The 22,900-nt window shown below is 72.3% G+C and carries 21 protein-coding genes and 1 tRNA gene; 11 read left to right on the top strand and 11 right to left on the bottom strand.

What is annotated here, in order from left to right; translation table 11 throughout:
* Positions 1 to 141 precede the first annotated feature (141 nt).
* The 5 genes from TU31_RS19420 to TU31_RS19400 all read left to right on the top strand — a co-directional run bounded on the left by TU31_RS19420 (position 142) and on the right by TU31_RS19400 (position 4,487).
* Complete coding sequence (locus TU31_RS19420; protein WP_042156247.1) at positions 142 to 537, top strand: GntR family transcriptional regulator; 396 nt, start codon at positions 142 to 144, stop codon at positions 535 to 537.
* Between the two features lie 205 nt (positions 538 to 742).
* A complete protein-coding gene (locus TU31_RS19415) occupies positions 743 to 1,528 on the top strand; it encodes a MerR family transcriptional regulator (RefSeq protein ID WP_042156245.1) in 786 nt (261 codons plus the stop codon).
* A 331-nt stretch (positions 1,529 to 1,859) separates the two neighbouring features.
* Positions 1,860 to 3,155, top strand: coding sequence for a glycosyltransferase (locus TU31_RS19410; protein ID WP_042156243.1), 1,296 nt, complete (start codon positions 1,860 to 1,862; stop codon positions 3,153 to 3,155).
* A gap of 262 nt (positions 3,156 to 3,417) precedes the next feature.
* Complete coding sequence (locus tag TU31_RS40280; RefSeq protein ID WP_078885865.1) at positions 3,418 to 4,110, top strand: M23 family metallopeptidase; 693 nt, start codon at positions 3,418 to 3,420, stop codon at positions 4,108 to 4,110.
* 191 nt (positions 4,111 to 4,301) lie between these two features.
* On the top strand, positions 4,302 to 4,487 hold the full coding sequence (locus TU31_RS19400; protein ID WP_052718988.1) for a hypothetical protein: 186 nt from the start codon (positions 4,302 to 4,304) through the stop codon (positions 4,485 to 4,487).
* 126 nt (positions 4,488 to 4,613) lie between these two features.
* On the opposite strand, the gene TU31_RS19395 is transcribed toward TU31_RS19400, so the two are convergent.
* The 7 genes from TU31_RS19395 to galU all read right to left on the bottom strand — a co-directional run bounded on the left by TU31_RS19395 (position 4,614) and on the right by galU (position 9,864).
* Positions 4,614 to 4,686, bottom strand: a tRNA-Ala gene (locus TU31_RS19395).
* Between the two features lie 75 nt (positions 4,687 to 4,761).
* On the bottom strand, positions 4,762 to 5,793 hold the full coding sequence (sepX, locus tag TU31_RS19390; RefSeq protein ID WP_042156239.1) for a divisome protein SepX/GlpR: 1,032 nt from the start codon (positions 5,791 to 5,793) through the stop codon (positions 4,762 to 4,764).
* A 151-nt stretch (positions 5,794 to 5,944) separates the two neighbouring features.
* Positions 5,945 to 6,559, bottom strand: coding sequence for a GNAT family N-acetyltransferase (locus TU31_RS19385; RefSeq protein WP_042156238.1), 615 nt, complete (start codon positions 6,557 to 6,559; stop codon positions 5,945 to 5,947).
* 14 nt (positions 6,560 to 6,573) lie between these two features.
* Entirely contained in the window at positions 6,574 to 7,077 is a 504-nt protein-coding gene (locus TU31_RS19380; protein ID WP_042156236.1) for a MogA/MoaB family molybdenum cofactor biosynthesis protein, read from the bottom strand.
* The gene (gene moaC / locus TU31_RS19375) at positions 7,074 to 7,556 is read right to left on the bottom strand and encodes a cyclic pyranopterin monophosphate synthase MoaC (RefSeq protein WP_042156234.1); all 483 of its coding nucleotides are present in this window, start codon (positions 7,554 to 7,556) and stop codon (positions 7,074 to 7,076) included. The genes TU31_RS19380 and moaC overlap by 4 nt, the downstream gene beginning before the upstream one ends.
* A 60-nt stretch (positions 7,557 to 7,616) precedes the next feature.
* Entirely contained in the window at positions 7,617 to 8,957 is a 1,341-nt protein-coding gene (gene glp, locus TU31_RS19370; RefSeq protein ID WP_042156232.1) for a molybdotransferase-like divisome protein Glp, read from the bottom strand.
* 4 nt (positions 8,958 to 8,961) lie between these two features.
* Positions 8,962 to 9,864 carry a UTP--glucose-1-phosphate uridylyltransferase GalU gene (gene galU / locus TU31_RS19365; RefSeq protein ID WP_042156230.1) on the bottom strand — a complete coding sequence of 301 codons (903 nt, stop codon included), beginning with the start codon at positions 9,862 to 9,864 and terminating at the stop codon, positions 8,962 to 8,964.
* 111 nt (positions 9,865 to 9,975) lie between these two features.
* Between galU and TU31_RS19360 the strand changes: the two genes are divergently transcribed.
* Positions 9,976 to 10,584: a 5-formyltetrahydrofolate cyclo-ligase gene (locus TU31_RS19360; protein WP_078885864.1), complete on the top strand. Its 609-nt coding sequence runs from the start codon at positions 9,976 to 9,978 to the stop codon at positions 10,582 to 10,584.
* 163 nt (positions 10,585 to 10,747) lie between these two features.
* Here the strand turns inward: TU31_RS19360 and TU31_RS19355 are convergent, their stop codons facing one another.
* Positions 10,748 to 13,471: a penicillin acylase family protein gene (locus TU31_RS19355; protein ID WP_042156225.1), complete on the bottom strand. Its 2,724-nt coding sequence runs from the start codon at positions 13,469 to 13,471 to the stop codon at positions 10,748 to 10,750.
* 188 nt (positions 13,472 to 13,659) lie between these two features.
* Between TU31_RS19355 and TU31_RS19350 the strand changes: the two genes are divergently transcribed.
* The 5 genes from TU31_RS19350 to mscL all read left to right on the top strand — a co-directional run bounded on the left by TU31_RS19350 (position 13,660) and on the right by mscL (position 19,529).
* Positions 13,660 to 15,180 carry a potassium/proton antiporter gene (locus TU31_RS19350; RefSeq protein WP_042156223.1) on the top strand — a complete coding sequence of 507 codons (1,521 nt, stop codon included), beginning with the start codon at positions 13,660 to 13,662 and terminating at the stop codon, positions 15,178 to 15,180.
* Positions 15,181 to 15,495: 315 nt separating this feature from the next.
* Positions 15,496 to 16,797, top strand: coding sequence for an MFS transporter (locus TU31_RS19345; protein WP_042156221.1), 1,302 nt, complete (start codon positions 15,496 to 15,498; stop codon positions 16,795 to 16,797).
* Positions 16,798 to 16,909: 112 nt separating this feature from the next.
* Complete coding sequence (locus TU31_RS19340) at positions 16,910 to 17,248, top strand: FmdB family zinc ribbon protein (RefSeq protein ID WP_042156218.1); 339 nt, start codon at positions 16,910 to 16,912, stop codon at positions 17,246 to 17,248.
* 115 nt (positions 17,249 to 17,363) lie between these two features.
* Positions 17,364 to 18,197, top strand: a complete 834-nt coding sequence (locus tag TU31_RS19335; protein WP_042156216.1) for an S-methyl-5'-thioadenosine phosphorylase — start codon at positions 17,364 to 17,366, stop codon at positions 18,195 to 18,197.
* Between the two features lie 825 nt (positions 18,198 to 19,022).
* The gene (mscL, locus tag TU31_RS19330; RefSeq protein ID WP_181018632.1) at positions 19,023 to 19,529 is read left to right on the top strand and encodes a large conductance mechanosensitive channel protein MscL; all 507 of its coding nucleotides are present in this window, start codon (positions 19,023 to 19,025) and stop codon (positions 19,527 to 19,529) included.
* Positions 19,530 to 19,569: 40 nt separating this feature from the next.
* Here the strand turns inward: mscL and TU31_RS19325 are convergent, their stop codons facing one another.
* From TU31_RS19325 to TU31_RS19315, 3 genes are all read right to left on the bottom strand, one after another.
* Complete coding sequence (locus TU31_RS19325; protein WP_042156671.1) at positions 19,570 to 19,752, bottom strand: hypothetical protein; 183 nt, start codon at positions 19,750 to 19,752, stop codon at positions 19,570 to 19,572.
* A 337-nt stretch (positions 19,753 to 20,089) separates the two neighbouring features.
* On the bottom strand, positions 20,090 to 20,620 hold the full coding sequence (locus TU31_RS19320; protein WP_042156669.1) for a MepB family protein: 531 nt from the start codon (positions 20,618 to 20,620) through the stop codon (positions 20,090 to 20,092).
* A 1,698-nt stretch (positions 20,621 to 22,318) separates the two neighbouring features.
* Positions 22,319 to 22,852 (bottom strand): AMP-binding protein, encoded by a 534-nt coding sequence (locus tag TU31_RS19315; RefSeq protein ID WP_245698603.1) that lies wholly within the window; start codon positions 22,850 to 22,852, stop codon positions 22,319 to 22,321.
* Positions 22,853 to 22,900 lie beyond the last annotated feature (48 nt).

The raw sequence follows: 22,900 nt of genomic DNA, 5'->3' as shown, positions 1-22,900 counted from the left end.
GCGGCCGACCGCGGGAGAATCGCGTACGGGGCGCGTCCCGGGCGGCGCTTTGACACCCGGGACGGCCGGCCTGATCATCAAGCGGTCGGGCAGCCCGGCCCCGGCGCCCCACAGGCCGGCACGGGCGGAAGAAGCAGAGAGGTGGTGAGCGTCGTCGAGTTCCGGATCGACCGCCGCAGCGGTGTCGCCACCTACCTCCAGATCGTCCAACAGGTCCAGCAGGCACTGCGGTTGGGCGTCCTGGTGGAGGGCGACCGGCTGCCGACCGCCGCCCAGGTGGCCGCCACGACCAAGGTCAACCCCAATACGACCCTGAAGGCCTACCGCGAGCTGGAGCGGGAGGGCCTGGTCGAACCACGCCCCGGCCTCGGCACCTTCGTCAGCCGTACGCTCGCCCGCCCCGAGTCCGCCGCGGACGCCCTGCTCCGCGAGGAACTCCGCTCCTGGATGGACCGGGCCCGCGCCGAGGGCCTGGACCGGGAGGACGTCCAGGCGCTGGTGGCCTCGGTGCTCCAGGACCGGTATCCGGACGGCTGAACCGGCCGGACGGGCCCGCCGCCCGCCCCTCGCGAACGGCCCCGACGGGGCGGGCAGCCCCCGGCACCCGCCCCGCCCCCGTCCCGCTTGACCCTCACGCAACGTCAGGCCCCACTCTGAAGCCACGGCACGGCCCCGGCCACCGGTGACCTCACCACCGGAAGACGGCGGGCCGACCGGACATGACGGGACGAAAGGCGCTGCGATGAGCTACTCGGTCGGGCAGGTCTCCGGCTTCGCGGGGATCACGGTGCGGACCCTGCACCACTACGACAAGTCCGGTCTGCTCTCCCCCAGCGACCGCAGCCCCGCCGGCTACCGCCTCTACAGCGACGCCGACCTCGCGCGGCTCCAGCAGATCCTCTTCTACCGGGAACTCGGCTTCCCCCTCGACGAGATCGCCGCCATCCTGGAGGACCCGCAGGCCAACGCCCTGGACCACCTCCGCGCCCGGCACCGCCTCCTCAACGACCAGATCACCAAGCTGCGACGGCTGGTCGAGGTCGCCGAACACGCCATGGAGGTCCAGCAGACCGGCGTGGAGCTGACCCCCGAGGAGCGGTTCGAGGTCTTCGGCGAGGTGACCTTCGACCTCACCTACGCCACCCAGGCCCACCTCAAGTGGCAGCACCGCGAGGGCCATCAGCGCTCGATGGCGCGGGCCGCCGCGCACTCCAAGGAGGACTGGGCGAAAATCATGGCCGAGGCCGCCGACTGGCGCCTGCGGCTCCGCACCGCCTTCGACGCCGGGGAACCGGCGGACGGCACCCCCGCCATGGACCTCGCGGAGGAGCACCGGCAGCACATCGCCCGCTGGTTCACCCCGTGCCCCACCGACATGCACGCCCGGATCGCCGACGACTTCGCCACCGACCCCCGCGCCTTCGCCCTGGTCGTCCCACCCACCGAACAACGCCCCGGCCTCGCCCCCTACCTGCGCACCGCCGTACACGCCAACGCGGTCCGCCAGTCGCGGGGTGACGGGGGCTGAGGGTGCGGCTGCCGGTACGGGGCGAGGGGCGGGCGGCTCCCGGTACGGGCTGAGGGACGGGCAACTGCCGGTCACGGGGGTGCCGGGCAGCTGCCCGCCCGGGGCCACTGCCGGGCGGCTGCCGGCCGCGAGGGCCGAGGCATCCGCCCCATCGCCATGCCTGCCTGCCGTGCCTGCCCTGCGCGGCACACCCGCGACGCCCGTCGCACCCGGCATGCGCGGCATTCCCGTCCACGGCGGCCATCCCCGCCCTGCCCGCCCCGAAGCCGCATGCCCCCACTCACCCGACCGAACGCGCCCCCACCCGACCCGAAGAAGGGCTGACCGTCCCATGACAAAGATCCTGATCACGGCCGCCGGATCGTACGGCGACATCGCCCCGTACACCGGCCTGGGCGCCCGGCTCCGCGCGGCCGGCCACGAGGTCGCCCTCGCCACCCACGACAGCTACGCCGCACTCGTACGGGCCGCCGGCCTGGAGTTCCGCCGGCTGCCGGCCGACCCCCGCACCCGCCCCGCCGCCACCGCGGACACCGCCGAGCCGGGCCGCCCCCCGGGCCCCGGCGGCAACCGCGACCTGATGCGCCAGGCCGCCGCCTTCATCAAGGAACTGGGCGGCGGCCTCGCCGACGCCGCCCGCGAGGACACCGGCCTGCTCCTGCTCTCCGCCACCACCGCACCGCTCGGCCACCACCTCGCGGAGGCGCGGGGCATCCCGTTCCTGGACCTGCCCCTCGTGCCCGGCGCCCCCACCGGTGACTTCGCCCCGGTGGTCAGCGGCGGCCGCTCCCTGGGCCGGTGGGGCAACCGCGCCGCCGGCCGGCTCTCCCTCCGCATCGTCGACCGCCTCTACGCCGACGCGACCCGCGAACTGCGCGCCCGCCTCGGACTGCCGCCCGCCACGCCCCGTACGGTCCGCCGCCGTGCCGAAACCTCCGGCCGGCCGGTCCTGCACGGCTTCAGCGAGGTCCTGGTGCCCCGCCCCACGGACTGGCGGCCCGGCCTCGACGTCGTGGGCAACTGGTGGCCCTGGCATGCGCCGGACGACCGACTCCCGCCGGTCGTCGAGGACTTCCTGGCCGCGGGCCCGCCCCCGGTGTTCCTCGGCTTCGGCAGTATGGCGGGCGGCGAGGGCGAGCGGCTGAGCACGCTCGCGGCGGCCGCGCTGCGCCGCGCCAAGGTCCGCGGCATCCTCCAGTCCGGCTGGGCCGGCCTGTCCGTCGGGCACACCTCCGCGGACGCCGACCTCCTCACCATCGGCGAGGTCCCGCACGCCCTCCTCTTCCCCCGGATGGCCGCGGTGGTGCACCACTGCGGCGCCGGCACCGCCGCCGCGGGCGTACGCGCCGGAGTCCCCACCATCCCGGTCCCGGTCACCGCCGACCAGCCCTTCTGGGCCGCCCGCCTGGCCTCCCTGGGCGTCGCCACCGCCCCGATCCCCTTCAAGGAGCTGTCCGGGGACCGCGCCGTCGCCCGCCTGTCCCAGGCCATCACCCAGGCCACCGCCGCCCCGGCCCGTCGCGACCACGCCCGCGCCGCCGCCCACCGTCTCGCCGCCGAGGACGGCGCCGGCGAGGTCCTCAAGGCAGTCGAACGCCTGGCAGAAACCGCACACCCGGCGGGCTGAGCCACCCCCGGCCCCGCCCGGCACCTGCCCGACCTCGTCCCGTCCACCCGCCCGAGCTCATCCCCCACCCGCCGACCGTCCGGGCTCGTCCCCCGCCGCCCGCCCGAACTCACCCCCGTCCGAACTCACCCCCGCCGCCCGAGCTCATCCCTCACCGCCCGCCCGAACAAGACCCGCCCGGCGGACGCTTCTCCACCCGTTCGGCGGCCCGCTGCCCCGCCCCGGGATGCGCGCGCCCGCCACCAGGCGTGGGCTCGCAACTATGACCACGTTCCGCAAAAGCACCCCGCTGCGCAGAATGCTGCTGCTCGCCATGGCCCCGACGGCCACGAGCTGTGTCCTCGCCCTGGCGGCCTCCCAGGTGGCCCTCGCCGCCCCGGCCGGCACCTCGGACCACCCCACGAAGGTCCGCCACCGCATCAGCTCGCCGTACGGCGTCCGCGGCAGCTGGCAGGCCGGTCACCACACGGGCATAGACCTCGCCGTCCGCACCGGGACCAAGGTCAGGTCCGTGGGCTCCGGCACCGTGGTCCTCGCCAAACGGTCGGGCGCCTACGGGAAGGCCGTGACGATCCGGATGAACGACGGCCACTACACCCTCTTCGGCCACCTCTCCCGCATCACGGTCCGCCCCGGCCAGAAGGTCCGCGCCCGCACCCACCTCGGCTACAGCGGCGCCACCGGCCGCGCCACCGGCCCCCACCTCCACTTCGAGGTCCGCACCAGCCGCCACTACGGCTCGGACATCAACCCCCTCCCCTACCTGGCCAAACGCGGCATCCGCCTCACCCACCCCACCCCCACCTCACACCCGCACCGCCACCACACCCGCCCCAGACACCACCACAGCCACGGCCCCGGCCGCAGCCACAGCCACAGCCACAGCCACAGCCACAGCCACAGCCATCATCACCGCCCTCACCACCCTCACCACCCTCACCGCCACCACCGCTAGCCCCCACCGCCGACAGGCCCCCACCCCACTCCCCTTGAGCCCCCCTCAGCCCGCACCCGGCCGGCCGCCGAGGCCGAGCGAGGGCCGACCGGCCACTCAACCGCCGCCCGATGGCGGCGGCCTCACCCGCCCCAGTGGGTGCTGTACTTTCCTGCTGTACACAGGGGTGGGATGAGCACGCCGGGGGACCCGTGGCAGCGTTCGGTTTCGTCTTCGTCATGCTGCCGTGCCTCGCCATCGCCGGCTTCACATGCTTCGCCGCATGCCGCGCCCAGCGCCCCAAGGTGTTCAAGCTCCTGGCCGGCGTCTGCCTTACCGTCGGCCTGGCCGCGGCCCTCACCCCCGTCGGCGTCATGCTCTGGCTCTTCACCCTCTGACTCCCGCAGGGGCCGCAGCCGCAGCTCCATGAGCGGCGGTTGGCGCCCGGCCACCGCCGGCACCGACAGGCACGCCATACGAAAAAGCCCCCACCGGATATCCCCGGCGGGGGCTTTGACGTGCTGTGGACCTGAGGGGATTCGAACCCCTGACCCCCTCGTTGCGAACGAGGTGCGCTACCAGCTGCGCCACAGGCCCTTGCGACGAGTGAAACTCTAGCATCTCGGTCGCGGTGCTCGGAAATCGCTTCCGGTGCTGGTCAGCGGAGGGCCGTCACTCGTTCGCCGCGCGTGGGCGGTCCTCGTCCTCGTACTGGTCGAAGAGGGGGGTGCGGCCGCGGATGCGGCGGCCGGGGTGGGTGGGGCGGTCCGCCTGGGGGTCGTGGTGGGGGTGGTCGGCGGCGGCGCTGGAGCGGGCGGAGCTCCAGGCGTCGTCGGCGTCCAGGTCGACATGGCTGGTGGCGCGCGGGGCGACCGGGGCGGTGACGTAGGTGGGGAGGGGGACCGGGACCGGCTCCCAGCTGCCGGGGGCGGGGCGCTCGCGTTCGCGCTGCTGGTCGACCCACTCGGCGTGGTCGGTCTCCTCCACCAGGGCGCGGCGGCCCGCGGTGTGGGCGGGGGTCGCGGTGCGGGGCGGTTCCGGGGCGGCCTCGGCCGGGAGGTCAGCGCCGGCCTCGGCCGCGTGATCGTCGGCGGGCGGCTGCTCGGCCGCCTGCGGAGGGCGGCGCCGCCCCTCCCGCAGTCGCTGGGCCGCGGCCTCCGCCTTGCGCCGGTCCATGGTGAAGGTGAAGCGCCGCCGCTCCTGGGCGCGCAGGTAAATGATGTACGCGGTCAGGAGGAGGGCGGGGAGGGCGGGGGCCCAGAGGAAGGGGAGGCCGCCGACCGCGGCGACGATGGCGCCGACGGTGAAGGTGAGGAACAGGATGGTGGTGGTGCGACGGCGGCGGGCGAGGACCTTGGCGCGCTTGGTCCGCTCGGCGGCGGAGGGGCGCGGAGGAGCGGACTGCACCCGGGTGTGGCCGGCCTCGGCCGGGTCCGCAGCGGGGTCGCCAAAGGCCCGGGCGGCGGCCTCGTCGGCCGGAGCGTCCGGGTCCTCTTCGCCCGCATCGTCGGCGGGGTACTCCCCGTGCCGCTTGTCGTAGCGGCGCTGCATGGCCGCGCGTCCGGACAGCAGCCGGATGGCGGTGCTGAAACGCTCGGTCGGACGGGCCTCGTTGAGCTCGTCCTGCCTACGGAGCCACATCGGCACCAAATAGGCAGCCCAGGCCCCGACGATGACTGCGTAGATGAGGCCGCTGCTTCTCACAACTCACACGGTAGAGGGGTTTGCATGGGGCCATCCGCCAATTGGGCCGGTGTGTCGCACGATCTGGCTGATATCTCGAACTTTTTTGTGATCGTAGAGATCAGCTCCTCCGCCGATCCGGTCATTCGGCGAATACATTCGAACATTTATTTTATTTGTGGGGTGCGCCGGGCGTCCGGGGTTTCCTTCGCCGCCAGCGGTTGAGCATGCCTTCGGGCACCTCTTCCGCGGTGAGGACGAAAACCGCGTGGTCGCGCCAGGCGCCGTCGATGTGCAGGTAGCGCGGGCGGATGCCTTCTTCGCGGAACCCGAGCTTTTCGACCACCCGGCGGCTGGGGGTGTTCTCCGGGCGAATGCAGATCTCGATGCGGTGCAGGCCCACGGCCCGGAAGCAGTGGTCGACGGCGAGCGCCACGGCCGTCGGGATGACACCGCGGCCGGCGACTTCCTGGTCGACCCAGTAGCCGATATGAGCGGAGCACATGGAGCCCCAGGTGATACCCGCCACCGTCAGCTGGCCGACGAGCCGGCCGCGGTATTCGACGACGAACGGCAGCATCCGGCCGGCGTGCGCCTCGCCGCGGAGGTGGCGGACCATCTGACGGAACGTGGGGCGGTTCGGCGGCGCGAGGCCCGGCGGGGGCGGCGGGATGGTGGCTTCCCAGGGGCGCAGCCAGTCGCGGTTACGGCGGTTGACCTCGCGCCAGGCCCGTTGGTCGCGCACCCTTATCGGGCGGAGGGTGACCTCACCATCCGTCAGGATCACCGGCCAGGGCGCGTTCAGCTCGGGCTCCCGGAAGGTCTGGGGTGGTCGCCGCCGCGGATCTGGTCGACGGCGTGCGGCAGCAGGTCGGTGAGGACGGCGAGGCCGTCGCGGACGCCGCCGGAGGAGCCGGGGAGGTTGACGATCAGGGTCGTACCGGCGACGCCCGCCAGGCCGCGGGAGAGCGCGGCGGTGGGGACCTTCGTGCGGCCGGCGGCGCGGATCGCCTCGGGGATGCCGGGGACCTCGTAGTCCAGGACCCGGCGGGTGGCCTCGGGGGTGCGGTCGGTGGGCGACAGGCCCGTGCCGCCGGTGGTGAGGATGACGGCGTAGCGGGCGGAGGAGACGGCGCCGCGCAGGGCGGCCTCCACCGGCTCGCCGTCGGGCACCACCTGCGGGCCGTCGACCTCGAAGCCCATGGCCGCCAGGCCCTCGGTGAGCAGCGGACCGCTCTTGTCGGCGTAGAGGCCGGCCGCGGCGCGGTTGGAGGCGGTGACGACGAGGGCGCGGGCGGAGGTCATGACCGGCTCCAGTCACCGGACTTGCCGCCGGTCTTCTCCTCCACGCGGATGTCGGAGATCACCGCGGCCTTGTCGACGGCCTTGACCATGTCGACGACGGTGAGGGCGGCGACGGAGACCGCGGTCAGCGCCTCCATTTCGACGCCGGTGCGGTCGGTGGTCTTGACCGTGGCGGTGATCTCGACGGCGTCGTCGGTGACGGTGAGGTCGACCGTGACGCCGGAGACGGCCAGCGGATGGCAGAGCGGGATCAGCTCGGGGGTGCGCTTGGCGCCCATGATGCCGGCGATCCGGGCGGTGGCGAGGGCATCGCCCTTGGGCATGCCCTCGCCCCGCAGCAGCTCGATGACCTGCGATGACACCAGGACGCGGCCGCGGGCGCGAGCGGTGCGGGCGGTGACGTCCTTCCCGGAGACGTCGACCATCCGCGCCGCGCCCGCCGCGTCGAGATGGGTGAGGTGTTGCTGGCCGCTGCTCATCGTTCTCCCGGTACCAAACTGCCGCCTGTGGGACGACACCGTACCCCCGGCGGCAGCGGGCTATCCGAGCAGGACGACCTCCACGTCCGCGCCCGCGGGGACCTCGGTGGTGTCCTCGGGGACGATGATCAGCGCGTTGGCGTGCGCCATGGCTTTGATCAGGTGGGAGCCGGCGCCACCGACGGGGGTGACCGTGCCGGCCCCGGCGTCGTAGGAGCCGCGCAGGAACTGGCGCTTCCCCTTGGGCGAGGAGGCGACGGCCTCGGTGCACCGGGCGGGAGTGGTGGGCCGGTGGACCTCGGACAGGCCCATGAGGGCGCGGATGGCCGGGCGGACGAACAGCTCGAAGGAGACATACGAGCTGACGGGGTTGCCGGGCAGGGCGAGCAGCGGGATGCGGTCGGGGCCGATGAGGCCGAAGCCCTGGGGCTTGCCGGGCTGCATGGCGAGCCTGCGGAACTCGACCGTGCCGCCCGCGAGGGACGAACCGTCGGCCTCCGTGGCGGACAGGGCGACCAGGGTCTCCTTGACGACGTCATACGCGCCGACGCTGACACCGCCGCTGGTGACGAGGATGTCGGCCCGGATGAGCTGGTCCTCCAGGGTGGATCGGAGGGTGTCGGCGTCGTCGGCGACGGCGCCGACGCGGTAGGCGATGGCGCCGGCGGCGCGGGCGGCGGCGGTGAGCTGGAAGCTGTTGGAGTCGTGGATCTGGCCGGGGCCCAACGCCTCGCCGGGCTGGACCAGTTCACTGCCGGTCGAGAGCACCACGACGCGGGGGCGGGGGCGGACCCGGACCGTGCCGCGGCCGATGGCGGCGAGCAGGCCGATCTGGGAGGGGCCGAGGACCGTGCCCGCCCGCAGGGCCATCTCGCCTTCGGTGACATCGCTGCCGCGGGCGCGGATATGGGCGCCGGCGGCGGCCGGGCGGTGGACGCGGACCTCGCCGCCGGCGTCCTCGGGGGCGGCGCTGTGGGCGCGCATCGTGGCGGCCGGCCCCTGGCCCGTGCCGCCGTCGGTCCACTCGACGGGGACGACGGCCTCGGCGCCGGGTGGTACCGGGGCGCCGGTCATGATGCGGGCGGCCTGGCCGGGCCCGATCCCGGGCAGCTCGCCGCTGCCCGCCGCGACGTCGCCGATGACGGTGAGGGCGACCGGGGCGCTCTCCGTGGCGTCCGCGACATCGGCGGCCCGGACCGCGTAGCCGTCCATCGAGCTGTTGTCGAAGGGCGGCAGGGCGACGGGGACTGTGATGTCCTCGACCAGGACGCAGCCCTGGGCGTCGAGGAGTTGCAGCTCGATCGGGTCGAGCGGAGCGATCTTCGACAGCACGTCGTCGAGATGCTCGGCCACCGACCAGACGCGGTCCTGGTGGCTGGTCCGGCCGGTGGCGTTGTTCAACGTCTTACATCTCCTCGGTGACGTAACTGCGAAGCCAGGTCCGGAAGTCCGGGCCCAGGTCTTCACGTTCGCATGCCAGTCGGACAATGGCACGCAGATAGTCGCCGCGGTCGCCGGTGTCATAGCGGCGGCCCTTGAAGATCACGCCGTGCACCGGGCCGCCGAGGGCGGGGTCGGCGGCCAGCGCCTGGAGGGCGTCGGTGAGCTGGATCTCGCCGCCGCGGCCCGGGGCGGTCTTGCGCAGCACCTCGAAGACGGCCGGGTCGAGGACGTAGCGGCCGATGATGGCGAGGTTGCTGGGGGCCTCGGCCGGGTCGGGCTTCTCGACCAGGTCGGAGACGACCACGACATCGTCGTCGCCGGTGGGGGCGGCGGCCGCGCAGCCGTAGAGGTGGATCTGCGCCGGGTCGACCTCCATGAGGGCGATGACGGAGCCGCCGTACTGCTCCTGTATCTCGACCATGCGCGCCAGCAGCGGGTCGCGGGGGTCGATCAGGTCGTCGCCGAGGAGGACCGCGAAGGGCTGGTCGCCCACGTGTGGTGCGGCACACAGCACGGCGTGGCCCAGGCCCTTGGGGTCGCCCTGGCGTACGTAGTGCATGGTCGCCAGGTCGCTGGACTCCTGCACCTTGGCGAGGCGGGACTCGTCGCCCTTGCGGTGCAGGGCCTCTTCGAGCTCGTAATTGCGGTCGAAGTGGTCCTCCAGCGGGCGCTTGTTGCGGCCGGTCACCATCAGGACGTCGGAGAGCCCGGCGGCGGCGGCCTCCTCCACCACGTACTGGATGGCGGGCTTGTCGACTACCGGGAGCATCTCCTTGGGTGTGGCCTTTGTGGCGGGGAGAAACCTGGTGCCGAGGCCGGCTGCTGGGATGACAGCCTTGCTGATCCGTGTGTGCGATGGGGTCATGCGCGACACCATAACCGGCCCTATCGGCACGATGATGAGGGTCCGGTGAATAGAGCATGAGAGCGGGAGCAAGGGCGCACAGTGAGCATTGGCCACGATAGGAAGCGCAGGTTGCGGCAGGACCTCCTGGAGGTGAGGAGAGCGTTGCCGCGGGATGTCGTCGCGGCGACGGGCGAGGCGCTGGCCCGACGTGCGCTGGAGCTGGACGAGTTGGTGTGGCCGGTCGCGTCGCGGCCCGGGGCGCTGCCGACGGTTGCCGCGTATGTCTCGATAGGCGGTGAGCCCTCCACCCGCGCCCTGCTCGATCTTCTGCGGGCAGAGGGGGTGCAGGTGCTGCTGCCCGTGCTGCTGCCCGACAACGACTTGGACTGGGCGCTCTACGAGGGCGCCGAGGGCCTCGTACGGGCGGGCCGCGGGCTGCTGGAGCCGGACGGGCAGCGGCTGGGCCCGGAGGCCGTCACGGAGGCGGACGTGGTGCTGCTGCCGGGGCTCGCGGTGGACCGCAGCGGGCTGCGGCTGGGGCGCGGCGGCGGCTCCTACGACCGGGTGCTGGCGCGGCTGGAGCGGGCCGGGGCGCGGGCGTCGCTGGTGGTGCTGCTGTACGACGCGGAGGTGCTGGCGGAGGTGCCGGGCGAGCCGCACGACCGGCATGTGCATGCCGCGGTGACCCCGTCGGGGGTGCATCGGTTCACGGAGCCGGGGGAGTCCGCGGAGGGCTGAGGCGGGCCGTATACGGGCGGGCGGCTGCTGGGGCAGCGCACCCGGCGCGCGACCCGGCAGCGCGGCCCGGCAGGAGCCGGAAAAGCCGTCGGGCGGACCGGATTCCTCCGGCCCGCCCGACGGCTCGGCGCTCACCAGGTGGCGGCGTGCGCGGCGCCCGCCCCTACGGGGACAGCGTCAGCGTGTCCTTGCCCGCGTTCTTCACGGCCTTCTCGCTGTACGCCCAGGGCAGCAGGTCGCCCTTGGCCCACTTGTCGGTCTGGTCGTAGTAGTGCGCGTCGTAGGCGTGCCCGGAGGCGCCGGTGAGGTTGATCCAGCGGGACTTGTCGAGGTCGGCGAGGTTGACCACCATCCGCATCGACGGGACCCAGGTGACCTGGTAGCCGCCGGCGGCGTTCCAGCCGGTGGCGTCCACCGCGGCCTCACCGCCGCCGAGGTTCCAGGGGCCGCGGTTGAACAGGCCCTGGAGCATGCCGGGTCCATCGGTGCCCAGGGTCTGGTTCGTCAGGAACATCTGGTGCAGCCGTCCCCAGCTCCAGTTGTCGATGTTCTTGCCCAGCTTGGAGGTCAGCTCGTAGCGCGCGTCCTTCATGGCGTGTGCCAGGAGCTGGTCGCGGTTCTTGTCACCGGGGCGGTTGGGCCGGTCCTCGGTCTTCCACCAGGCGTTGTCCGGGTCGTCGAGGATGCCGCGGACGACCTCGTACCAGCGGTCGCCGCCGTCGGGCTGGGCGGTGTCCCCGGCCCGCTCGCCGCATTCGCGGATGTACTTGTCGTTCTCGTCGGCGGGGCCGGTCTCGTCGGCCGGGCGGACGGTGAGGCACTGCCCGTCGGGGCGTACCTCCTTGGGCATCTTGTTGCCGAAGGCGAGCTTGAGGGTGTTGCGCCAGACGGCGTTGAAGTAGGCGGCCGCGGCGGAGTCGGGCTCCTGGGTGAAGTCCCAGCCCTCCAGCAGCTGCTGGGCGTCGCGGACGTACTTGTCCTTGATGTCGATCTTCGTCAGGTAGGGCGTCAGCAGCCGGGCGATCTCGCTGCTGTTGTCCTTCTGGAAGGCCTGCATGTCGTCGGTGGAGACCTTGCCGCCGTCCTTGATCTTCGACTCGATCAGGTCGTTGATCCGCTGGCTGCGGGAGCCGTAGCCCCAGTCCTTGGTGAGGAGGTAGGGGTACTTCTCGTCGGTGACGGCCTGGTTGGCGGTGACGATGTAGCCGCGCTTCGGGTTGTACTCGTACGGCAGGGCCTTCTGCGGGATGGAGCCGGTCCACTGGTACTTCGGGTTCCAGCCGGGCGCCGGGTAGGTGCCGTCGAACTGGCCCTCCCCCTTGCCGCGGACCGGGATCCGGCCGGGGGCCTGGTAGCCGATGTTGCCCTTGGTGTCGGCGTAGATCAGGTTCTGGGACGGGACCTCGAAGTGCGCGGCGGCCTTGCGGAAGCTGTTCCAGTCCTTGGCGCGGTTCATCTCGAAGACGGCGTCCATGGACTTGCCGGGGTCCAGCGCGGTCCAGCGCAGCGATACGGCGTAGCCGTCACCGCGGTCCGGGGCGGCGTTGCCGACGGGGGCGTCCTTGCCGACGTTGGCCAGTTCGCCGTCACGGTCGGAGACGATCGGCCCGTTCCTGGTGGAGCGGACGGTGATCTCGCGGCTCTCACCGCCGGCGACCTTGATGGTCTCCTTGCGGGTTATGAAGGGCTGCTGCTTGTTGTCGTAGAAGTACCCGTCGGCGTTGACCTTCTCCAGATACAGGTCGGTGACGTCGGCGCCGAGGTTGGTCATGCCCCAGGAGATGTCCTGGTTGTGGCCGATGACGACGCCGGGCATCCCGGAGAAGGTGAAGCCGGAGGCGTCGTAGTTGCACTTGGGGCTCCTGGTGCGGCAGTGCAGGCCCATCTGGTACCAGAGCGACGGCATCTGGGGTGCCAGGTGCGGGTCGTTGGCGAGCAGCGGCTTGCCGGTGGTGGTGTGGGCGCCGGAGACGACCCAGGAGTTGGAGCCGATGCCGTTGCCGTTGGGGCCGAGCAGCGCCGGGACCTCGTTCATCGTCTTGGACAGCGAGGACAGCTGCGACTGGAGGCCGGCGGTGACCCCGCCGGGGCCGGCCGGGGCGGCGTTGGCCGAACCGCCGGGCGTGAACCGCTTGGAGGCGGGGTCGACCGAGCCGCCCTCGACGATCGGCTTGTTCCGCTTGTACGGGTATGCCGGGTAGAGCTGGGTGATCTGCGCGGGGGTGAAGCGGCTGGTCATCAGGGACCGGTCGATCTCCTCCTGCATGTTGCCGCGCAGGTCCCAGGCCATCGCCTTGAGCCAGGCCACCGAGTCGACCGGGGTCCACTTCTCGGGCTTGTAGTCGTTCTCGAAGTCCAGCGCCGCGTACTCCAGGGAGACCGCCGAACCCTCGTGGTCCTTCAGGTAGGCGTTGACGCCCGCGGAGTAGGACTGGAGGTACTTCTTGGTGCCGGCCGACAGCTTGGTGTCGTACTCCTTCTGCGCCACCTCGTGCCAGCCGAGGGTGCGCAGGAACGAGTCGGTCTTGACCTGGCTCTTGCCGAACATCTCCGAGAGCCGGCCGGCGGTCATGTGCCGCCGTACGTCCATCTCCCAGAATCGGTCCTGGGCCTGGACGTAGCCCTGGGCGCGGAAGAGGTCTTCGTCGGTGTCGGCGTAGATCTGCGGAATGCCGTGGGCGTCGCGGGTGACGTCCACCGGGTTGGTCAGACCCGGGAGTTTGAGCGAGCCCGTGGTCTGCGGGAACGACGCACGGACGGTACTGACACCCCAGAACGCGCCGAAGCCGATGCCCGCCACGAGCAGCAGCACGACCGTAATCGCGACGAGGCGGCCGCGCCGCCCCTTCTTCTTCCTGGGGACTGGGCCGGACTTGTTGGCGGGCATCTCTGTCCTTCGAGGGGCAGGGTGGGAGTGCTGGAGCAACCATAGGCGCACGGGTTCAAAGACCCCTACGCGGAGTCACCGCCAGCACAGCCAACCTTCAAGTAATGGTAAATTGTTAGTCTCAGTAACTAGATAGGGTAAGGAAAGCCACCCCCGGAACCGGAACCCGTGCGAGGAAGGATCAGCTCCTGTCTGTCGACCACCTCAATGAACTCCTGCTGATCTGCTCGCTCGTACTGCTCATTGCGGTCGCCGCGGTACGGCTCTCCTCGCGCAGCGGGCTCCCCAGCCTGCTCATCTACCTGGGGATAGGCGTCGCCATCGGACAGGACGGGCCCGGTGGCGTCATCTTCGACAACGCCGAGCTGACCCAACTCCTGGGCTATACGGCGCTGGTCGTGATCCTCGCCGAGGGCGGCCTGGGCACCAAGTGGAAAGAGATCAGACCGGCACTGCCCCGGGCGGCAGCACTGTCGACGGTCGGCGTCGCGGTGAGCGTGGGGGTCACCGCGGCAGGAGCGCACTACCTGGCCGGACTCGACTGGCGCCAGGCACTGCTGATCGGTGCCGTGGTCTCCTCGACGGACGCCGCGGCCGTCTTCTCCGTGCTGCGCAGTGTGCCGCTGCCGGCCCGCCTGACCGGCGTACTGGAAGCCGAATCCGGCTTCAACGACGCCCCCGTGGTCATCCTCGTCGTCGCCTTCTCCACCGCGGGGCCGGTCGAGCACTGGTACACCCTGCTCGGTGAGATCGCCCTGGAGCTGGCGATCGGCGCCGCCATCGGTCTGGCCATCGGCTGGCTCGGCGCGTACGGCATGCGGCATGTGGCGCTGCCCGCGTCCGGTCTGTACCCGATCGCCGTCATGGCCATCGCGGTCTCCGCCTACGCCGCCGGCGCCCTGGCGCACGGCTCCGGCTTCCTCGCCGTCTACCTGGCCGCGGTGATCCTCGGCAACGCCAAACTGCCGCACGCCCCGGCCACCCGTGGCTTCGCCGAGGGCCTCGGCTGGCTCGGCCAGATCGGCATGTTCGTTCTGCTGGGCCTGCTGGTGACCCCGCACAACCTAATCGACGACATCGTCCCGGCGCTGGTGATCGGCATGATCCTCACGCTGGTGGCCCGGCCGACCTCGGTGTTCGTGGCGCTGATGCCGTTCCGGGTGCCGTGGCGGGAGAAAACCCTGCTGTCGTGGGCCGGACTGCGCGGTGCGGTGCCGATTGTGCTGGCCACCATCCCGATGGTGAGCGAGGTGCCCGGCAGCGAACGGGTCTTCAACATCGTCTTCGTCCTGGTCGTGGTCTACACCCTCATCCAGGGGCCGACGCTGCCCTGGCTGGCCAGACGGCTGCGGCTGGGCGACGGCGAGGAGGCCGCCGACCTGGGCATCGAGTCGGCGCCCCTGGAGCGGCTGCGCGGCCATCTGCTGTCCACGTCCATCGGCCCGGCGTCCCGTATGCACGGCGTCGAGGTCGGCGAGCTCCGGATGCCCGCGGGCGCCGCGGTCACCCTCATCGTCCGGGACGGCTCCAGCTTCGTGCCCTCGCCCTCCACGGTGCTGCGGCGCGGCGACGAGCTGCTGGTGGTCGCCACCGATCCGGTCCGCGACGCGGCGGAGCGGCGGCTCCAGGCGGTCTCCCAGGGCGGCAAGCTGGCCGGCTGGCTGGGGACCGGCGGCCCCACGGGACGGTCCCGCCACCGCCACCGCTGAGGTCCGGCCGCTCCCTGGACGGGAATGTGCTGCATCTCTCCACGGATCCCAAGGAAATCTGCGTGAAGCCCTGACCGATCCCAGGGCTTCACGCCCCGCAGCCTGTAGTATGAAGAGGCACATCGACGAACCAACTCTGCCTGATGCAGAGCTGGCGCGACCGCTCGGCGGCCGCGGTCCCCCTGCCTTACGCAGCCACCTCTTCCGGTGCGGACCACGCGGTATCACTCGGTCCTGCGCGAGAGGACAGCTCTCGGCGCGTTCCCGTGACGACCTCGCGGGTGGCGCGCTACCAGGCGGCAGAAAGGCCCGGCCGTGGCATCCGCGGTCAAGGACTCCCGTTCCGGATACGGACCACTGCTCCGCACCCCTGGTGCATGGACATTCCTGCTGCCCGGCTTCCTGGCCCGGCAGCCCTTCGCCATGCTGACGATCGGCATCGTGCTGCTCGTCCAGTCCACCACCGGCTCGTACGGCACCGCGGGCGCGGTGTCCGCCACGACCGGTGTCGCGATGGCCCTGTTCGCCCCGCAGAGCGGCAAGCTCGCCGACCGCTTCGGCCAGCGCGCGGTGCTGATCCCCGGCGTCCTGGCGCATGTCGCCGGTGTCACGGCACTGATCATCCTCGCCCTCGCCCACGCTCCCCTGTGGGCGCTGCTCGCGGTGGCGGTCCCCACGGGCGCCTCGACGCCGCAGGTCGGCCCGATGGTGCGGGCCCGCTGGGCCGCCCGGCTCGGCGGCAGTCCGCTGATGCCGACGGCCGCCGCCTTCGAGTCGGTGACCGACGAGTTCACCTTCGTGGTCGGCCCCGTACTGGCGACCGCGCTGTGCACCGGCATCCATCCGGCGGCCGGGCTGGTCGCCGAGGCCGCGCTGACCCTGGCCGGCGGGCTGCTGTTCGCCGCGCAGCGGCGCAGCCAGCCCCCGGTGCACCGGTCGCAGGCCGGCGACCGGCCGCGGGTCTCGGCGCTGTCGGTGCCCGGCGTACGCGTCCTGATCGTGGCGTTCCTCGGCATCGGCGCCGTCTTCGGCGGGATGCAGGTCTCGCTGACGGCCTTCACCCAGCACATCGGGCAGCCCGGCATCAACGGCGTGCTCTACGGGATCTTCGCGGGCGGCAACATGCTCGCCGGTATCGCCTGCGGCGCGATCGCCTGGAAGGTCGGCCCGCGGCGCCGGCTGCTGGTCGCCTACGGGCTGCTGGCGCTGGCCACCACTCCGCTGTGGGCGGTCACCGCGGTGCCGCTGCTGGGCGCCGTCGGCCTGGTCGTCGGCCTCTGCATCGCCCCGGCGCTGATCACCGGCTACACCCTCGTGGAGTCGCTGGTGCCGGCCGCCGCCCGCACCGAGGCCTTCACCTGGCTGACCGGCGCGGTCGCGCTGGGCCAGGCGGCCGCGGCCACCTCGTCAGGCCAGCTGGCGGACCGCTTCGGCCCGAGCATGGGCTTCCTGGTGCCGCTGGCCGGTACGGCGCTGGCCCTGACGGTGCTGCTGGCACTCCGCGCCCACCTGCTGCCGCGCTCCTCGACCGTGGCCGCCGGCGGCCCGGCGGACGGCGCCGAGGACCGGGTCCCGGCCGTTTCCGAGGACCGCGAACGGGAGCTGGCGCGCGCCTGACCGAGCGTGGAGTCGGTCACCGTCCGCCGGTCACGGTGGACTGGCGCGCGGGAATACTGCAATATGGAGCGTCGTTAGCACTCATCGAGTGAGAGTGCCAGGAGGAAGACAAGTGCCGACCTACCAGTACCAGTGCACCGAGTGCGGCGAGGGCCTCGAGGCGGTGCAGAAGTTCACCGACGACGCGCTCACGGAGTGCCCCGCCTGCAACGGACGCCTCAAGAAGGTGTTCTCCGCGGTCGGCATCGTCTTCAAGGGCTCCGGCTTCTACCGCAACGACAGCCGCGGCTCGTCGTCCAGCAGCAGCCCCGCCAAGAGCGCCTCCACGTCGGGCACGACGTCCTCCTCGGACTCGTCGAGCTCCTCGTCCGGCAGCTCCGACAGCAAGTCCTCCGCCCCGGCCGCCGCTTCGTCCACCGGCAGCAGCTCGGGCACCAGCTCCGCCGCCTGACCCCGCACGTGCCCGGACCCCGCCGTCACCGACGGCGGGGTCCGTCGCCTTACGGCTTTCTTTCGTTTCCGCCACCCGCCTTCCCCCGCCGCGGCGCCCCGATAGTGTGATCGGCATGGCTGACGCGGAGATTGGCGTTATCGGCGGATCGGGTTTCTACTCGTTCCTCGACGACGTGACCGAGATCACGGTGGACACCCCGTACGGGCGCCCGAGCGATTCGCTGTTCCTGGGAGAGATCGCCGGCCGCCAGGTCGCGTTCCTGCCCCGGCACGGCCGCGGCCACCACCTCCCGCCGCACCGCATCAACTACCGCGCCAATCTCTGGGCCCTGCGCTCGCTCGGCGTACGCCAGGTCCTCGGCCCGTGCGCGGTCGGCGGGCTGCGCCCCGAGTACGGCCCCGGCACGCTCCTGGTCCCCGACCAGCTCGTCGACCGCACCAAGGCCCGCGCCCAGACCTACTTCGACGGCGAGCCCCTCCCCGACGGCAGCGTCCCCAACGTCGTCCATCTGACCTTCGCCGACCCGTACTGCCCCACGGGGCGGCAGGCCGCCCTCTCGGCGGCCCGCGGCCGCGACTGGGAGCCGGTCGACGGCGGCACCCTCGTCGTCATCGAGGGCCCCCGCTTCTCGACCCGCGCCGAATCGCGCTGGCATGCCGCACAGGGCTGGTCGGTGGTCGGCATGACCGGCCATCCCGAAGCCGTCCTGGCCCGCGAACTGGGCCTCTGCTACACCTCGTTGACCCTGGTCACCGACCTGGACGCGGGCGCCGAGACCGGTGAGGGCGTCTCCCACGACGAAGTCTTCCGGGTCTTCGCCGAGAACGTCGGCCGACTGCGCGAGGTCCTCTTCGACGCGATCGCCGGCCTGCCCGACAACGCGGCCCGCGACTGCCTGTGCACCGGCGCCCACGTCGGCTGGGACCTGGGCATCGAGCTGCCGTAAGCGCCCCGCGGAGCGCCAGGGCGTCTCCTGCCCGCAAGGTCCCGTCGTCCGCCGGGGGCGGGGCTCGCGGCTTCTGGTGCGTTCGTGCCAGGCGTCGCAGCCGGGCGGGACCTTGCGGACACGCCCTGGCCCTCTCCCTCCCGGGTGGCCGAGTTGTCCACAGGAGCGGGGCCGTCCACAGCCCGGAGCAGGCGGGCGAAGTCTTCCGGCACGGTGGTGATCAGCGGTTCACCCGACCCCTCACCCTCTGGCGGTGCCACCATGCTCCGGACCACTCCCGCTCCCCCTTCCCCGGCCGTCCCCGATTACCTCTCCCCGCCGCTGCCCGCTCCCCCGCCGTGTGAAGTGCCGCACTTCGCACCGGTCCGGGCGGGCGGCGGCCGGCACCGATGGGGACGGCCCGCGCGGCAGCGCTTACTGGCGGCAGGCCTGGCGCTGACCGCCGCAGCACTGGCCGGCGGGGCGTCGTACGGTGCCGTACGGGACGTCCCGGCCCCCGGCTGCCCGTCGGCGGCGGCCCCGGGAGGGCGGTGACCATGCTCCAAGATCGAGTGGCCTGCGCGCCCGCCCCACGCGAGACTGCTGCGCATGGCGGGGCACCCGCCGCGCGCCAATGGGGGCGCGCCCACCGCACCGGTACCGCGGTTTCCGTCCATACGGCCCGCAAGCTCGGCCCTCTCCCCCGGAACCACCGATTCCGCGCCGACGCACCGGCCGCTGGATGGTTCATGTCACACGACTGGACACCTCTGCCCTGCCCTGCCGTAAGTTGCGGTGCTGATTGTTGGTGCACCGTCCGTAGTGAGCATGGAAAGAGGCTGTCAGGTGAGCGAGAGCAAGGGCGTCCTTCAGGGATTCAAGGAATTCCTGATGCGCGGCAACGTCATCGAACTCGCGGTCGCGGTCGTCGTCGGTGCTGCCTTCACCAACATCGTGAACGCGGTGGTGAAGGGCATCATCAACCCCATCGTGGGCGCGCTCGGCTCGCAGAACCTCGATCACTACCAGGCCTGTCTGACCGCCACCTGCGCCAAGGATCCCAAGACGGGCGCCTTCACCGACGGGATCTACATCCTCTGGGGCTCGGTGCTCAGCGCCGCCCTGACGTTCCTGATCACCGCTGCGGTCGTTTACTTCCTCATGATCCTTCCGATCAACAAGTGGAAGGAACGCCAGGCGGCCCGGCAGGCGCTGGAGGCGGCTCCCGCCGACCCCACCGAGATCGAATTGCTCACCGAAATCCGCGATGCCCTGCTCGCCCAGCGCACCGCCGCACCGTCCGCGCCCACTTCCACCTCGGGCAGGATCGGCACCCAGAAGACCCACGAGTAACAGACGCCCGCGGCCGGCGGACGCCGCCCACTCACCCCGCTCAGAGGTGGTGGGGCGGCTTCTCGTCCAGAAAACGAGCCAGGTCGGCAGCGCTGTCGCCCCCGGCCGGGCGCTCGCCCCAGCCGCGGTCGGTGTCGTCCGAGGACTGCTGGTTCAGCGGGTCGTCGAAGATCAGCTTCGCGGCGGGCCGGGGGGTCGCCGGGCGGACGGTGGGTGAGGGCACAGGGGTGCGCTCAGCGTCGGAAGGCGCCTGCTCGGTGGCGGAGGGCGCCTGCTCGGCCTCGGAGGGGGCCTGCTCGGCGTCGGAAGGGGTCTGCTCGGCGTCGGAGCCCTCGTGGGGCGCGGGCACCGGCTCGGATTCGGGGGTGGGGCTCACGTGTCCAGGGTACGGGCGGGGCGGGAGCGGGTCAGGCGTCGGCTTGGACCGGATCGGGTGGCTTGGACCGGACGGCTTGGGACTGGGGCCGGAGCGGACGGCGTGGGGCTGGGGCCGTCCGGTGCCGGGGCCCCTGGGCATGAGTGGGGGCCGCGCCGTCCCGCGGGGTGGTCGGCTCTGTCGGTCAGGGCTGATGGAGCGCCCGGGCGCGCGCGGAGTCGAGGGGCCCGTCCGCAGGGATCTGGAGGTAGTGGTTCACCTGCCACGCCTGGGTGGTGCGGGCCTGCCGGTTGGTGGTCTCCACCCACGGCGGGTAGACGCGAAACGCCCGCTTACCGCCGGAGCCGTTCCGGGAAACGATGCCGCGCTCACAGAGCACCTCGCGCGGAAAGACGAAGTGCCCGAAGTGGCCGCCTTCGCGAGTGCTGATGACGAAAAGATCCACCGGATCCTCGGCGTCGAACGGCTGAATCGGCCCGCCGGGGCTCCGCTTCCACACCGTGACGAACTGACCGACCTTCGTCGGGGTGGTCTTGGCTACCCGGAACCGGACGGAGGAACCGTCGAGAGTGAATTCATGTGCCGCGTACTCAGCACTCTCCGCTTCGGGAATTGGCCGAGAGCAGATGAATCCACAGGGGTCGTAAACCCACTTCTTCGCCGCGAGGAGCTCAGCGTGCAGGGATTCCCCATCCACCCAGGGCTCGGGACCCATGGACCGGCACTCCGAGGATTCTTCGGGCTTTGTCACCATTCCCCCATCGTGTCATTGCCGCCCGTCGGGCATACCTGCGGGATGGGGATACCGATGCCCGCGGCGGGCGGTGGGGGCAGCCAGGGGCGCCCCGTCGGGTGCGCCTACCAAACAACACGACCTCTACCGGTTCGTCGGTAAGCCCGCGCACCCTCACGGGCCGGACATGGCCGCCCAGCGAGCGACGTGAGCCGAGTGGGAGGGGAGGCGAACACCCCCTGCCTTAGCGGCCCTTGTCGTGGGTGGGTATGGGGTGCGGGCGATGTCCGTCATGGGGCCGGGTCGGCGGTCCCTGTGACGCGCGGCTACGCCTGAGGGGCCACCTGCGATCACTGCCGGGCAGGGGGTGGCGGGGGTGCGCGTACTCATGACGAGCCATGGGCCGACGGCCTTTCCGGTGGGGGGCGGGGTGGGGGTGGGGGCCCGGGGCCCCGGGGGGGAGGGGCCGCTGATCGGAGTGGTGTGGGGGACCAGCGCTTGGGCCGATGCTCGGGCCGGTGCTCGGCCGGATGTCGGGGCCGGATGTCGGGGCCGGCGCTTCCCACGCGCACCACGCTAGGCGCGGATGAGGCGAATGGCCCGTTTGGTGACCTGAGTGGGTGAGGGCTGTACGGGCACGGGCTCTGCGGGCTGTGCCTCGTCGGTGGGTGACGTCGTGAAGCTCGTCAGTCGGTGAGACGCAAGCCTCTTCAGTGCGGCCGTCTCTTCAGGGATACGGGGCTGGGCTGAGCTCTCCGGGAAAGCCAGGCTCGCCCGCGCCGGGCTTCCCCCAAGGGCCGCCCTCCGCGCCACGCCCAGAGCGCGGGACCTTCCTTGCCGAGCCTTGAGCATCGCGTTCCCCGAATCCCCAGGGCCCCCGCGCCATGCCCCAGCCGGGCCCCTAAGGGCACGCCCCCCGCCGTGCTTTCCCGGAACCCCACACCCGCGCAGGGCCCTGGAGCGCTCGGCCTGCCCACCGAGCCTCCGAGACCCGCTCCCCTCAGGGCCCAGGCTCCCCCCGCGCAACACTCCCCAAGCGCCGCGTCTACAAGGGCTAGACCCCCGCCGCGTCCCCGAACCTCCAGGCCCCGCGCCGCACTCTCCCGAAGCGCCGCGCCCCCGCCGCACCCCCGAAAAGGCACGCCCCCCGCCGCCCCGAAGAGGCACGGCCCCCGCCGCGCTCCCCCAGAGCCCCGCACACCCGCGCCGCGCCCCGGAGCACCCGGCCTGCGCACCGAGCCCCCGACCACCACGCCCTTCGAGGCACCGCGCGCCCCGCACCGCGCGCCCCCGCACCGCGCTCCCCCAGCGCCACGCGTCCAGGGCTACGCCCCGCCCCTCCCCCGAACCACCAGGCTTTCCCCGCACCGCGCTCCCCCGAAGCGCCGCACCCCCGCCGGGCCCCCAGTCCACCGGCTCCCCTCGCGCCGCTCTTCCCCAAGAGCCGCACCCCCCCGAAAGACCCGTGCCCCCGGCCACGCTCCCCGAAAGACCCGCGCTCCCCCAACCACGCTCCCCGAAGGATTCCGCCGAGGGGCCCCCACCCCTTGAAACGATTTCCCCGAAGTTCGCGCCCCGCGCGCCCCTTGAAGGGCCTTGCCCGCTCCTGGCAGCCCCCTTGACGCCAGGCCGCGCTGCGTGGAGAAAGCAGGCCGCCGCCCGTCTGCCGCGATGACGTCGTCAGTGGGCCGCGGACGGTACCCCCAGTGCCTCGTGCCACCACATGTCGCGGCCCGGTTTCCAGGAGACCGGGCGGGAGCAGCGGTTCACCACCAGGACGGTTCGGTCCATGGCACCGTCTGCGGCCGCGCTCCGGGCCAGTGCGTGGTCGAGCAGGGGCTTCACCGGCCGTACGGCGCCGTCCCAGAACGCTGCGTCGGCCGTGATCAGTACCCGGGCCGAGGACTCGCGGGTCCGCGCGACCAGTTCGGGCACCGTCAGGGAGACCGGCAGCGTGGCGCGTATCGCGTCCAGACGCCCACAGGCGAGCGTGGCGATCACCGACTCGGGCACCAGCGGCAGATGCACCGCGACCCGGTCCCCGGCCCGTACGCCGAGCCGCCTGAGGACGGCGGCGGCGCGTTCGGCCTGGTCGAGGAGCATGCCGTGCGTCAGCTCCTCCTGGCGCCCGGGCTCCCCACTCCAGGTGAGGGCGATCCGCGACGCCTCCGGCTCTTGCACTTCCCGGGCGTCGTCTGCATGCTCTGAAGTCACACGGCTCAACATGCGGTTCAGCATGGAGATCACCGATCAACGATCGCT

Origin of the sequence: Streptomyces lydicamycinicus, from assembly GCF_000829715.2 — a bacterium.
GTDB classification, from domain to species: domain Bacteria; phylum Actinomycetota; class Actinomycetes; order Streptomycetales; family Streptomycetaceae; genus Streptomyces; species Streptomyces lydicamycinicus.
The sequence above is the reverse complement of the archived record's forward strand: the minus strand, read 5'-3'. Positions and strand labels throughout refer to the sequence as shown.